The 12,266-nt window shown below is 73.6% G+C and carries 10 protein-coding genes; 4 read left to right on the top strand and 6 right to left on the bottom strand.

Annotated features, from left to right (window positions below; genetic code table 11):
• Positions 1-12 precede the first annotated feature (12 nt).
• Both ACPPVS_RS17285 and ACPPVS_RS17280 read right to left on the bottom strand, forming a co-directional pair.
• Entirely contained in the window at positions 13-732 is a 720-nt protein-coding gene (locus ACPPVS_RS17285; protein WP_426593456.1) for a phosphotransferase, read from the bottom strand.
• Between the two features lie 218 nt (positions 733-950).
• Complete coding sequence (locus ACPPVS_RS17280; protein WP_426593455.1) at positions 951-1,781, bottom strand: hypothetical protein; 831 nt, start codon at positions 1,779-1,781, stop codon at positions 951-953.
• 143 nt (positions 1,782-1,924) lie between these two features.
• On the opposite strand from ACPPVS_RS17280, the gene ACPPVS_RS17275 reads away from it, so the two are divergent.
• Positions 1,925-5,926 carry a sigma-70 family RNA polymerase sigma factor gene (locus ACPPVS_RS17275; protein WP_426593454.1) on the top strand — a complete coding sequence of 1,334 codons (4,002 nt, stop codon included), beginning with the start codon at positions 1,925-1,927 and terminating at the stop codon, positions 5,924-5,926.
• 127 nt (positions 5,927-6,053) lie between these two features.
• Here ACPPVS_RS17275 and ACPPVS_RS17270 read toward each other — a convergent pair whose 3' ends face one another.
• The 3 genes from ACPPVS_RS17270 to upp all read right to left on the bottom strand — a co-directional run bounded on the left by ACPPVS_RS17270 (position 6,054) and on the right by upp (position 7,778).
• On the bottom strand, positions 6,054-6,710 hold the full coding sequence (locus tag ACPPVS_RS17270) for an NAD(P)H-binding protein (protein WP_426593453.1): 657 nt from the start codon (positions 6,708-6,710) through the stop codon (positions 6,054-6,056).
• Positions 6,711-6,754: 44 nt separating this feature from the next.
• Positions 6,755-6,994, bottom strand: a complete 240-nt coding sequence (locus ACPPVS_RS17265) for a hypothetical protein (protein WP_426593452.1) — start codon at positions 6,992-6,994, stop codon at positions 6,755-6,757.
• Between the two features lie 148 nt (positions 6,995-7,142).
• Positions 7,143-7,778 carry a uracil phosphoribosyltransferase gene (gene upp, locus ACPPVS_RS17260; protein WP_426593451.1) on the bottom strand — a complete coding sequence of 212 codons (636 nt, stop codon included), beginning with the start codon at positions 7,776-7,778 and terminating at the stop codon, positions 7,143-7,145.
• A gap of 43 nt (positions 7,779-7,821) precedes the next feature.
• On the opposite strand from upp, the gene ACPPVS_RS17255 reads away from it, so the two are divergent.
• The 3 genes from ACPPVS_RS17255 to ACPPVS_RS17245 are packed head-to-tail and all read left to right on the top strand — an operon-like array spanning position 7,822 to position 11,435.
• Positions 7,822-8,283 (top strand): nucleoside deaminase, encoded by a 462-nt coding sequence (locus ACPPVS_RS17255; RefSeq protein WP_426593450.1) that lies wholly within the window; start codon positions 7,822-7,824, stop codon positions 8,281-8,283.
• Between the two features lie 9 nt (positions 8,284-8,292).
• Entirely contained in the window at positions 8,293-9,135 is an 843-nt protein-coding gene (gene fdhD, locus ACPPVS_RS17250; RefSeq protein ID WP_426593449.1) for a formate dehydrogenase accessory sulfurtransferase FdhD, read from the top strand.
• A 41-nt stretch (positions 9,136-9,176) separates the two neighbouring features.
• A complete protein-coding gene (locus ACPPVS_RS17245) occupies positions 9,177-11,435 on the top strand; it encodes an FdhF/YdeP family oxidoreductase (RefSeq protein ID WP_426596022.1) in 2,259 nt (752 codons plus the stop codon).
• Here the strand turns inward: ACPPVS_RS17245 and ACPPVS_RS17240 are convergent.
• Positions 11,398-12,225: an NAD-dependent protein deacetylase gene (locus tag ACPPVS_RS17240; RefSeq protein ID WP_426596020.1), complete on the bottom strand. Its 828-nt coding sequence runs from the start codon at positions 12,223-12,225 to the stop codon at positions 11,398-11,400. The two genes, ACPPVS_RS17245 and ACPPVS_RS17240, sit on opposite strands and share 38 nt — an antisense overlap.
• Positions 12,226-12,266 lie beyond the last annotated feature (41 nt).

The following is a 12,266-nucleotide window of genomic DNA, read 5'->3' as shown; positions in this document are numbered from 1 at the left end:
TAGCGTCGCGCGTCAGGTCGACGTCGCGGGCGTCGCCACGGCAACCAGGTCGCGGACGAGTGCGGCGGCCGCGGGCACGAGTGCCCGTTCGCCGGGCACCAACGAGGGGTCCTCGACGCGCAGTGCGGCCGCGTGGTCGAGCGCTCCGACCGGGTCCACGCCGATCGCGTGCAGGAATGACGCGAGCAACGCCCGGGCGGCCTGCGAGTAGAGGCCGCCCGCGTCGACGGCCACCTCGGCGACGATCAGCGCCGTGAGTGCCACGTCCAGCTCTGCCGTGCCGGTGCGCGCGTTGGCCCAGTCGACCAGGGCCGGGCCGTGCTCCTCCGACAGGATGATGTTCGCGGGGTGGATGTCGAGGTGCACGAGCACCGGTCCGGCGGGGATCCGCGGCCAGGCGTCGCTCGCCGCCCAGTCCGCGGGCGCCGCGATGGCATGGAGGCGGGTGTGCAGGTCGGCCATGATCGCCGCCGCCTCGGGGAGCGTGACCTCGTCGGCGCCCAGGGCCTGCAGCAGGGTCGGGCCGTGCAGACGCTCCATGACGAGGTCCGGGCCGCTCGCGGCCAGCACCGCAGGGGCGGGGAACCCGTGCGCGACCGCGTGCCGGAGGAGGTCGGCCTCCTCCGTGGTGTCACGGCCGGAACGGTCACGCCGCAGCACGGTGCGGTCGTCGAGCGCGTACAAGTCGGAGAACTCGCCGGAGGCGAGCGACGGAACCGGTCCCGTCGCCAACGAAGGGTCAACGGGCGGCAGAGGGTCTTCGGGTGCGGGCCGCGCGGTGGGCAGGCTCGGAGGATCTGGCGACTCGTTCACCGGTCGCCCTGTGGGGTCGTTCGGGGCAAGTCCTGAGGGGATCATGCATCGACGGTAATACGACATTTCGGGCTTGTCCCCAGCATGCCGACTACTCGTCGCTGACCTGCGCCGGCTCGTCGACCAAGCCGGCGGATTCAGGTCCTCGCGACCCGCTCCAACGTCCGCAGCGCCTGTTCGTGCGTCTCCGGCAAAGGCTCGACCCACACCCGGACGGGCATGCGCGTCACGGCGCGGAGGTCGAGCAGCTGGCAGCGGCGGTCGATCTCGGCGTGCAGAGCGTCGAACGGCGCACGCGTGTGCTCGTCCGTGCGCACCAGCACGGCGAACACGCCCCCGCCGAGCGTGGCCATCGGGTGGCCCTCGCCGTACGTGGTCGCCATCGCCGCACCCACCGCGGCGGACCGCGCAGCCCGCGTGAACGGGTCGGTGTCCCCGGCGGCGACGTCCACGAGAACCAGGTGGTGCCCGACGTCGCCGGCCGTGCGGGCGCGCTGCGTCGGGATCGCCGCGTCGCGGTACGTCTCCGCCAGCCGGATGGCCAGGTACTGACGGGTGGGCAGCCCGGACTCGGGGTCGCGCGCCGCGCCGAACGTGAGCGCGCCCGCCTGGGCGTCGGCCCAGCCCTCGCAGAGCGCGCGGATCACCGGCGCCGGGGGCTCGGTGGCGCCGAGCGAGCGGTAGAGCGCGCCGAGGTCGTCGATCGTCTCGCCGATGCCGACCCCGTCATAGCCGCGGGCGCGGCCCAGCTCCTGCGCGGCGACCGACGTGTCCGCCGGCGACAGGATGGCCGCGGCGATCTCGTCGACGGCGGGGTGGTACCAGTCCGAGGGGCGCAACCAGACCGATCCGACGCTCTCGTCGCGCCACCGCTCGCGCAGGGCAGCGGGCAGCACGCCGTGAGGGAGCCCGTCGAGCGACTCACCGTTGAGCGCCGGAAAGGCAGCGTTGTTCGGTCCCGAGTTCATCGTCACGCCGGATGAGAGCGAGCCGTGCCGCACCTGTGACGCCGCTCCACCGCTTTTCACCCGGTGAACTTCACCCCACTTATGTGGATTCACCGCTTATGGGGCAGGCTATGCCCTCGGACGCAGTACGGACGGGAGCGGTCGTGGCACTCAGCGCGCAGCTCGGCGACGGCGTCACGGGCGACGCGGAGCTCATCGCCGCCGCGCGCACGGGCGACGCCGCGGCCGTCGGCGCGCTCTACGAACGGCACGCCGGGGCAGCGTGGGTGGTCGCCCGCCAGTACACGAACTCGCAGGCCGACGCGGACGACGTGGTGGCCGACGCCTTCACCGCCGTCTTCGGAGCCGTGCAGCGTGGCAAGGGCCCGGAGGTGGCGTTCCGCGCCTACCTCTTCACCGTCGTGCGCCGTACCGCGGCGGTCCGCCGGGACAGTGCACGCCGGGTCGAGCCGACGGACGACGTCGCGGTCCTCGAGCGAGGTACGGCGATGGCCCCGACGGCCGAGGATCCCGCGCTGGCCGGGTTCGAGCGCGGGGTCGTCGCGCGGGCGTTCCACTCGTTGCCGGAACGCTGGCAGGCCGTCCTGTGGCACACCGAGGTCGAGGGGCTGAGCCCCGCCGAGATCGCGCCCATCCTCGGGCTCACCGCGAACGGCGTCGCCGCCCTGTCCTACCGGGCCCGCGAGGGTCTGCGGCAGGCCTACCTCCAGCAGCACCTGCAGGACCCGCTCGACGACGGGTGCCGCGCCGTCGCCGGCAAGCTCGGGTCCTACGTGCGCAACGGGCTCGGGACGCGCGAGACCGCTCAGGTCGAGGCGCACCTGGACGACTGCGGCACGTGCCGCGGGCTGGTCCTCGAGCTCGGCGACGTCAACCACGGCATGCGGGCCGTCATCGCCCCGCTGGTGCTCGGGATCACGGCTCTCGGCGTCCTCGGCGTGGCGCTGCCGGTCGGAGGCGGCATCGCCGCGGGCGCGGCGGCGGGCGGTGCCGCGGGCGGTGCCGCGGGCGGTGCGGCGGGCGGTGCCGCCGGCACGGGCGGTGCAGCGGCGGCGGGCACGGGTGCGGCGGCAGGGGGAGCCGGTATCGCTGCGGCAGCCGGCGGCAGCGGCGCGGCCGCCGGGACCGCAGCCGTCGCCGGCGCAGCGACCGCGACCGCGGCCTCGGTGGGCAGCGCTGCCGCGGTCGGCGGGGTGGCCGCCCTCATCGCCTCGATCCCGATCGGTGCGGCCGCGGCCGTCGTCGGGGGCGTGGCCCTGGCGGCCGTCGCGACGGTCGGCCTCGTCAACCTCCTCTCGGGCCCCGACGCCGCTCCGCCGGTTGCCGGGCCGACGTCGTCGGCGAGCGCGTCCCCGTCGTCGTCGAGCGACGCGTCGTCCGCGCCGACAGGGGTCGTGCCGTCGGTGCAGCCCACCGACCTGCCGACGCAGTTCCCGCAGGACCAGGCGACGCAGGGACCGTCGGTGCCAGGTGGCAACCAGCAGAGCTCCGTGACGACGCAGTCCGACGCGACCACCAACAACCTGCCGGCCGACAACCTGACGGCCGACACCCCGCCCGCCGACAACCCGGTTCAGCCGGCCCCGCCGGTCGTGCCACCGGTGCCGCCGGCCGCCCCGGCGGACGTCGTCGTCGACCTGCCCGCGGGCGGGCTCGCCCTCGAGGCCGGGCTCGCCGGCCAGGACCTGGCGGTGGGCGTCCGCAACAACGGTGGTACCGCGGCCACGGACCTGGTCGCCCAGGTCACGCTTCCGGTCGGTGTCACGATCGACGGCATCTCGACCCAGGCCCTGACGGGGACGACGGGCCGGTTCGCGCCGGTGGAGATGGGCGACGGCTGGATCTGTGCCGCCGGGCCGCCCGGCGCGCAGTGCACGCTCGCCACCCTGCCGGCCGGAGCATCGTCGACCCTCTCGCTGCGCGTGTCCGTCGATGACTCCTACGACCAGACCGACGGTTCGGTCGGGCTCGTGGTGTCGGGCGCCGGCATCAGCTATCGCTCGCCCCCGATCCCGCTGACCGTCGCGGCCTCGCCCGCGCGCCTCGCGCTGCGGAGCCCGTCGCCCGCGCTGCAGCTGGTCAGCGGCCGGACGCGCACGTTCGCCCTGGACGTCGGCAACGTCGGCGGCAGCCCGCTGACGCCGGGGACGGGTTCGGTGACCGTCGTCCTGCCGAGCGGGGTGACCGGCGGCCTGGCTCCCGGCGCGAGCCCGTGGACCTGCGCCACCGAGGCGCCTGGCGTCTCCCAGGTGGCCCGCGCGGCCGCGGTGACGGGCACCACGCTCACGTGCCGGATCGACACGCTCGCCGCACGGACCGGCGCGCCCCTGACGCTGGCCCTCACGGCTGCCGACACGGTCGGCTCGCACGACCTCTCCGTGCTGCTCGTCCCGGGCGGGCGTCAGGCCCCCGACCAGAGCGTCTCGACGTTCACGCTGGTGCGGCCGGCGACCCTGAGCGTCGTCGGCGACCCGACCGCGACGGTCGCGCTCGGCCAGACCGCGACCGCCGCGCTCGCGGTGACCAACGTCGGTGACCTGCCGTCGGCGCCCGTGCACGTGACGCTCACCGCCCCGAACGGCGTGTCCGTCGGTGCCGCGAGCGACGCATGGGCGTGCGGGACGCCCGTCGGGACCACGCGAACGTGCACGGCCGGGTCGATCGCCCCGGGCGGCGCGCTCGCCCTGCCCGTCTCGCTCGCGCCGCTGCCGGGGTTCGTCGGACCGCTCGGCACACTGACCGCGTCGGTGGGGGCCGACGACGCCGACACCGGAGCGCCGCTCGGCGTCGCGATCACCTCGACCCCGCCGGTCCTCGCGCTCGCGGCGGGCGACCCCGCCGTGCTGCTGGCCAAGGGCGTCGGCACCGTGCGCTTCACGCTCTCGGTGGCGCCCGGGGCGGCGGCCGACTCGGTCGTGGCGACGCTGAGCCTGCCCCCGAACCTGACCTACGCGCCCAGCGGCGGCGGCGTGCCCACGAAGGGGTGCGAGCCGACGAGCTCCCGCCGGGTCGTCTGCACCTTCGGTCAGGTCGATGCGGGGACGGCCGTCCAGGGGCTCGTCAACGTCGTCGCCACGGGCAGCGCGCAGGGAACCGTGCTCGTCGAAGCGAAGGCGACCGGCGCGTCCGGCGTCCGGAGCACCAGCACGGTGAGCACCTCGTCGGGCGGGTTGTCGCCACGTGTCCGGCTCGACGGTGGATGGAGCGTCACGGAGGTCGGGGCACCGCTGCTCTCCTGCGACGGCAGGCTCGCCGCCTGCACGAACGCCCTGGTGAACGGCACCGCCGACAACAACGGGCTGGACATGCTGCCGCTCGACGACGCCAAGCCGGGCTCGACGGTCAAGCGCGCGAGCGTCCCGGTGTCCTCCTCGACGCTGCTGACCGTCCCCGCCGGTCGGAAGATCGCCTTCGCCGGTCTCTACTGGTCCGGCGACAGGAGCGCGTACGACACCTGGAGCGGACCGCTGGACACCGCGAAGCTGCGCGGTCCCACGGGTGAGTACACCGACGTCGTCGGCACGACGCTCTCCCAGCCGACGGACAACGCGGCGCGGCACTACTACCAGTCGTTCGCGGACGTCACGGCGCAGGTCGCGGCCGCAGGCCCCGGCACATGGTCGGTGGCCGACGTCGCGGTGAGCGGCACGCGCAAGGACACCGACCGGACCTACTACGCCGGCTGGTCGCTGGTCGTCGTCTACTCCGAACCCGGCAGCGACGCGTCCGTGACGGTGTACGACGGCGGCTCCTGGATCGGTACGTCCGTCGCGCCGACCCCGTTCGAGTTCGCCGCCGAGGCCGGCACGACGGCGCGCGTTGGCGTCGTGGCCTGGGAGGGCGACCGCACCAGCACGGGCGACCGCCTGGTCCTCGGCGACACCTGCACGGTACCCGCCACGCAGCACCCGCTGGTGCCGCAGCGGTGGAGCGGGACGGCCTTCGTCGCCGGCGGGGTGGCCACCAACGCGTTCGACTCGACCGCCACCGGGTGGCGTGCCACCAACTCGCTGGGCACCGACGCCAAGGGCTTCGCGCCGCAGATGCTGGCGTGCGACGTGAGCTCGCTGACGGCGAGCACGAACGGCGACCAGTACCTGGTGGGGGCGATCACCGTCCGGACCACGCCGCCGGCCGCGCAATAGGCAGCGACCAGTACCTGGTGGGGGCGATCACCGTCCGGACCACGCCGCCGGCCGCGCAATAGGCAGCGACCAGTACCTGGTGGGGGCGATCACCGTCCGGACCACGCCGCCGGCCGCGCAGTAGCTCCTACAGGCGCAGCGCGGCGATGGCGTCGTCGATGCGCACCGACCCACCGACGAGCTCGAGCACCCGGCCGGTGGTGCGCGGTTCGTGCAGGAGCGCGGCGAGCACGGCCGCGACGTCGGCGCGGGGGACGCGCCCACGATCCACCCGGTCGGCGAGCGTCACGGTCCCGGTCGGGAGCCCGTCGGTCAGGCCGCCGGGGCGCAGGATCGTCCAGTCGAGGTCGCGGGACCGCAGATCGATCTCGGCCGACCGCTTGGCGACGAGATAGGCGGCGAACACGTCGTCGGTGCCGGGCGGCGGGGGTGCCCCGGCGCCCATCGAGGAGACGAGCACGTAGCGACGGACACCCGCCTGCTGGGCTCCGTCGGCGAGCAGGCCGGCCGCCGCCCGGTCCACGGTGTCCTTGCGCGCGGCGCCGCTGCCCGGCCCCGCGCCCGCCGCGAACACGACCGCGTCGGCACCCGAGACGGCCTCCGCGACGTCCCGTGCGTTCGCGCGCTCGAGGTCCAGGACCACCGCCTCGGCGCCGTCGTTGCTCACGTCGTCGACGTGCTTGAGCTGCCGGACGAGGGCGAGAGCCACGTCGCCGCGGGCCGTGAGTGTGCGCGACAGGTGGCGGGCAACCTGCCCGTGCCCGCCGGCGATCGCGATGCGCATGCATCCCACGGTAGGCACGGGGCCGCGCACCGGCGACCGGGGGCTCAGCCGAGCAGCCGGAGCCGGTCGCCGAGCTGGTGTACGTCGTCGGAACCGGCGGGTGCCAGGGAGAGCGCGGCGTACGTGTCCGCGCCCGGCAACAGCTCGCGCGCGATCTCCTGGAGCAGCTCGGCCACCTCGGCCAGCTCGGGCGCGCCCTGCAGGCTCTGTGCGGACAGGCTCACGTACAGGACCAGGCCCGCGTCGGGCGCGATGGTGCGAGGGATCGATCGGGGTAGTGCCATGGGGGTCTCCGGTGCGCAGGCAGGGGTTCTCGGTCGCTGAACGGGTCAGGATCGATAACAGGCATGCGTGCGGATCACGACGGGGACTGTGCCACGCGGCCGCCGCGCGCGGAAGGGTTTATCCCCACGTCCCAGCGGGTGGACGCGGTCAGACGATGCCGTACAGCCGGTCGCCGGCGTCGCCGAGGCCGGGGACGATGTACGCCTTCTCGTTCAGACGCTCGTCGACGGCCGCGACGACGACCTTCACGTCGGCGCGGTCGCCGACGAACTGCTCGACCACGGCCAGACCCTCGGGCGCGGCCAGCAGGCAGACGGCCGTGACATCCCGCGCCCCGCGCTGGAGCAGGTAGTCGATGGCGGCGACGAGCGTGCCGCCGGTGGCCAGCATGGGGTCGAGGAGGAAGCACTGGCGGCCGGACAGGTCGTCGGGCAGCCGGTTGGCGTACGTGATCGCCTCGAGCGTCTGCTCGTCGCGCTGCATGCCGAGGAAACCGACCTCGGCGGTGGGCAGCACGCGCGTCATCCCGTCGAGCATGCCCAGGCCGGCCCGCAGGATGGGCACGACGATCGGCTGCGGGTCGGCGAGCCTGGTCCCCGTCGTCGGTGCGACCGGCGTGACGATGTCGTACGGCTCGGTGCGGACGTCGCGCGTGGCCTCGTAGGCCAGCAGCGTCACCAGCTCGTCGACCAGGAGCCGGAACGTGGGCGACGGTGTGTTGACGTTACGCAGGACGGTGAGCTTGTGGGCGACCAGCGGGTGGTCCGCGACGTGCAGGCGCATGGCGACAACCTACCGGCCCGGACCTGCTGGGAGGATGTGCGGCATGCCTCTGCCTGCCGACGCCGCCGCGATGGGTCTCGCCCTCGACGAGGCCCGGCTGGCCCTGCTGACCGCCGACGTGCCGGTCGGCGCGGTCGTGCTGGGCCCGTCCGGCGAGGTGGTCGGCCGCGGGCACAACACGCGCGAGGCCGCCCACGACCCCACCGGGCACGCCGAGGTGCACGCCCTGCGGGGGGCCGCGAGCGCGCTGGGACGCTGGCGCCTCGACGACTGCACCCTCGTCGTGACCCTGGAGCCGTGCCTGATGTGCGCGGGGGCGACCGTCCTCGCGCGTGTCCCGCGGCTGGTCCTCGGTGCGTGGGACCCGAAGGCGGGCGCGTGCGGGTCGCAGTGGGACGTGGTCCGCGACCGGCGGCTGAACCATCGCGTCGAGGTGGTGGGGGGTGTGCGCGCGGACGAGTGCTCGGCGCTGCTGCGAGCCTTCTTCGAGACGCATCGGACCTAGCATCGAGTGGTGCAGAGAATCGCGGTGCGGCGACAGGTCACGCGGGTCGACGTCGAGCGCGGCGCCCGCCCGGCCGAGGACATCCTGGCGGCCGAGGAGCCGCTCGAGATCCGCATCGGTGGCCGTCCCCTGGCGGTCACGATGCGCACGCCCGGTCACGACGTCGAGCTCGCCGCGGGGTTCCTGGTGTCGGAAGGCGTGGTCGCCGGGCCTGACGACTTCGCCGCGGCGCGGTACTGCGCCGGCGCGACCGACGAGGGCCTGAACACGTACAACGTCCTGGACGTGACCCTCGGCCGTGGCGTCCCGGCGCCCGACCCGGGCCTCGAACGGAACTTCTACACGACGTCCTCGTGCGGGTTGTGCGGCAAGGCGAGCATCGACGCGGTCCGCACGCACTCCCACTTCTCCGTCTCCGACGACCCCCTCGCCGTCCGGGCGGACCTGCTGGCGACGTTCCCCGACCGGCTCCGGGAGCAGCAGTCGGTGTTCGACAAGACCGGTGGGCTGCACGCGGCGGGACTGTTCGACGGCTCGTCCGGCGAGCTGCTGGTGGTGCGCGAGGACGTCGGCCGGCACAACGCGGTGGACAAGGTGGTCGGGTGGGCGCTGACGCGCGGGCTGCTGCCGTTGCGGGGTACCGTGCTCATGGTCTCGGGACGGTCGTCGTTCGAGCTCACGCAGAAGGCGCTCATGGCGGGCATCCCCGTCCTCGCGTCCGTGTCCGCGCCGTCGTCGCTCGCCGCCGAGCTGGCGACCGAGGCCGGCATCACGCTGGTCGGGTTCCTGCGCGGGGCGTCGATGGTCGTCTACGCGAGGCCGGACCGCGTGCCGGCCGGGGTGCGCGTCTAGTGCCCCGCAAGCCGCCGGTCGAGGACCCGTCGTACGACCGGATGCGGGTCGAGCCCCCGGAGTCCTGGGCCGTGGGGCTGCCGGGGGTCACCAGCGCGATGTCCTACGCGCTGGGAGACCTCGGGCCGAGCCGCACGCTGCGCCTGCTCAGCCGCGTGAACCAGAAGGACGGGTTCGACTGCATGAGCTGCGCGTGGCCGGACCCCGGCCACCGTGCGCGGGCGGAGTTCTGCGAGAACGGGGCGCGGGCGGTGACGTGGGAGGCCACGACGCTGACCGTGCCGACCGAGTTCTGGGCCGCGCACTCGCTCACGGAGCTCGCGTCGAGGTCGGAGTACTGGCTCGGTCAGCAGGGGCGGCTGGTCGAGCCGGTCCACAAGGCGGCGGGCAGCGACCACTACGAGCCGATCTCCTGGGCGTCCGCCCTCCGGCTCGTCGCGTCGAAGCTGAACGGCCTCGACTCGCCCGACCAGGCGGCGTTCTACACGAGCGGCCGGACCGCCAACGAGACGGCGTTCGTCTACCAGCTGTTCGTGCGCGCGTTCGGTACCAACAACCTGCCCGACTGCTCCAACATGTGCCACGAGTCCACGGGCACCGCGATGCTCGAGACGCTGGGCATCGGGAAGTCGACGATCGCGTACGACGACTTCGAGAAGGCCGACCTCATCATCGTGATGGGCCAGAACCCGGGCACCAACCACCCGCGGATGCTCAACGCGCTCGAGGACGCCAAGCGGGCCGGCGCGGCGATCGTGTCCGTCAACCCGCTGCCTGAGGCGGGCCTGCGCCGGTACAAGAACCCGAAGACCGTGCGCGGCATCGTCGGCCGCGGCACGGACATGGCCGACCAGTTCCTGCAGATCCGGTCGGGCGGCGACATGGCGCTGCTGCAGCACCTGTCGCGGCGGGTGCTCGAGGCCGAGTCCCGCAACCCCGGCACCGTCCTCGATCACGAGTTCCTGTCGGAGCACACGCTGGGTCTCGACGAGCTCCGCGCGCACCTCGACCAGCTCGACCAGGACGAGGTCCTCGCGGCCACGGGGCTCACCCTGGAGGAGATGGACGAGCTCGCCGACCGGTACCTGGCCGCGGAATGCGTGATCATCACGTGGGCGATGGGCATCACGCAGCACCGCAAGGGCGTCGACACGATCAAGGAGATCGTCAACCTGCTCCTGCTGCGCGGCAACATCGGCAAGCCGGGCGCGGGCGCGTCTCCGATCCGCGGGCACAGCAACGTGCAGGGCGACCGCACGATGGGCATCTGGGAGCGGATGCCCGACCGCTTCCTGGACGCCTTGGCCGCCGAGTTCTCCTTCGAGCCCCCGCGCAGGCACGGACTGGACTCGGTGCAGTCGATCGAGGCGATGCGGCGCGGAGAGATCAAGGTCTGGTTCGCCCTCGGTGGCAACCTCGTCGCGGCGATCTCCGACACCGCGGCGGCCGAGGCCGCGATGCGCGGGACCGAGCTGACCGTGCAGGTGTCGACCAAGCTCAACCGGTCGCACGTGGTGACGGGCGCGGAGGCGCTGATCCTGCCGACGCTCGGGCGCACGGACGTGGACCTGCAGGAGAGCGGGCCACAGTTCCTGTCCGTCGAGGACTCGGTCTGTGCGGTGCACGCCACGCACGGCGCCGTCCCGCCGGTGTCCGACATGCTGCTCTCGGAGGTCTCGATCGTCACGCGTCTGGCCCGGGCGGTGCTCGGGGACGACGGCCCGATCGACTGGGCTGGTTTCGAGCGGTCCTACGACACGATCCGTTCGTCCATCTCGCGCGTGGTCCCCGGCTTCGAGGACTTCAACGAGCGCATCCGGCACCGTGGTGGCTTCGTGCTGCCGAACGGCCCGCGGGACTCCCGGACCTTCGCGACGAGCACCGGCAAGGCCATGATCACGGTCAACGACCTCGTCCCCGTCGAGTGCCCGCCGGGCCGGCTGATCCTGCAGACGATCCGCTCGCACGACCAGTTCAACACGACGACGTACAGCCTGAACGACCGGTACCGCGGCATCCACGGCGGTCGCGACGTGGTCTTCGTCAACCCTGCCGACCTTCTCGAGCTGGGCCTGTCGGACGGGCAACGCGTCGACCTGCACAGCGAGTGGCCGGGCGAGCCCGACCGCGTCCTGCGCCACCAGCGCGTCGTCGCCTACCCGACCTCCCGCGGCTGCGCGGCCGCGTACTTCCCGGAGGCGAACGTGCTCGTCTCGCTGTCGAGCACGGCGCTCGGCAGCAACACGCCCGTCTCGAAGGCGGTCATCGTGCGGCTGGAAGCGTCTCCGACAGGTCCGTGAGCGTCTCGGACGTGCCCGCGTCGAGCGTCACGGCCGCGTACTTGTCGCCCCTCGTCGCGCCCCGGTTGACGACGACGATCGGCTTGCCGGTCTGGGCCGCGTGCCGCACGAACCGGAGCCCGGACTGCACCGTCAGCGACGACCCGGCCACCAGCAGCGCGTCGGCGGCGTCGACCATCGCGTAGGCCCGGTCCACCCGCTCCCGCGGCACGGTCTCGCCGAAGTAGACGATGTCGGGCTTGAGCATCCCGCCGCAGACCGCGCAGTCGGCGATCACGAAGTGGCTCGTCTTCTCGATCACGGCGTCGGCGTCGGGCGCGATCTCGATGTCCGCCACGGCCTCCATGAACCCGGGGTTCAGGAGGTCGAGCCGCGCCGCCAGGTCCGACCGGCTGATGACCGTGCCGCACGACAGGCACCGCACCCGGTCGTACCGCCCGTGCAGGTCGATCACGTGCCGGCTGCCCGCCGCCTCGTGCAGCAGGTCGACGTTCTGCGTGATGAGCCCGGTGACCACCCCCCGGTGCTCCAGCGCCGCCAGCGCTCGGTGCCCCGCGTTCGGGATCGTGCGGTGCACGTGCTTCCAGCCCACATGGTTGCGCGCCCAGTAGTGCCGCCGGAACCCCTCGTCGCCCGTGAACTGCTGGAACGTCATCGGGGTGCGCTGCGGCGAGTCGGGCCCGCGGTAGTCGGGGATCCCGGAGTCCGTCGACACCCCCGCCCCCGTCAGCACGGCCAACCGGTGCCCGGCGAGCACGTCCACCACCTCCGCCAGCGACCCGGCGGTCATCGGGAGGGCGTCGCTCGTGCTCACCGCTCCACCGTACGTCG

Source organism: Cellulomonas sp. McL0617 (assembly GCF_049994875.1).
Taxonomy (GTDB): Bacteria; Actinomycetota; Actinomycetes; order Actinomycetales; family Cellulomonadaceae; genus Cellulomonas.
This window is presented reverse-complemented; position numbering and strand designations above follow the sequence as displayed.

Excerpts from the sequence above, each read along its gene's own strand:
- upp (WP_426593451.1), bottom strand. The coding sequence starts at position 7,778 with ATGCGCCTGCACGTCGCGGACCACCCGCTGGTCGCCCACAAGCTCACC.
- ACPPVS_RS17280 (WP_426593455.1), bottom strand. The coding sequence starts at position 1,781 with ATGAACTCGGGACCGAACAACGCTGCCTTTCCGGCGCTCAACGGTGAG.
- ACPPVS_RS17270 (WP_426593453.1), bottom strand. The coding sequence starts at position 6,710 with ATGCGCATCGCGATCGCCGGCGGGCACGGGCAGGTTGCCCGCCACCTG.
- ACPPVS_RS17240 (WP_426596020.1), bottom strand. The coding sequence starts at position 12,225 with ATGACCGCCGGGTCGCTGGCGGAGGTGGTGGACGTGCTCGCCGGGCAC.
- ACPPVS_RS17255 (WP_426593450.1), top strand. The coding sequence starts at position 7,822 with ATGCCTCTGCCTGCCGACGCCGCCGCGATGGGTCTCGCCCTCGACGAG.
- ACPPVS_RS17265 (WP_426593452.1), bottom strand. The coding sequence starts at position 6,994 with ATGGCACTACCCCGATCGATCCCTCGCACCATCGCGCCCGACGCGGGC.
- ACPPVS_RS17245 (WP_426596022.1), top strand. The coding sequence starts at position 9,177 with ATGCGGGTCGAGCCCCCGGAGTCCTGGGCCGTGGGGCTGCCGGGGGTC.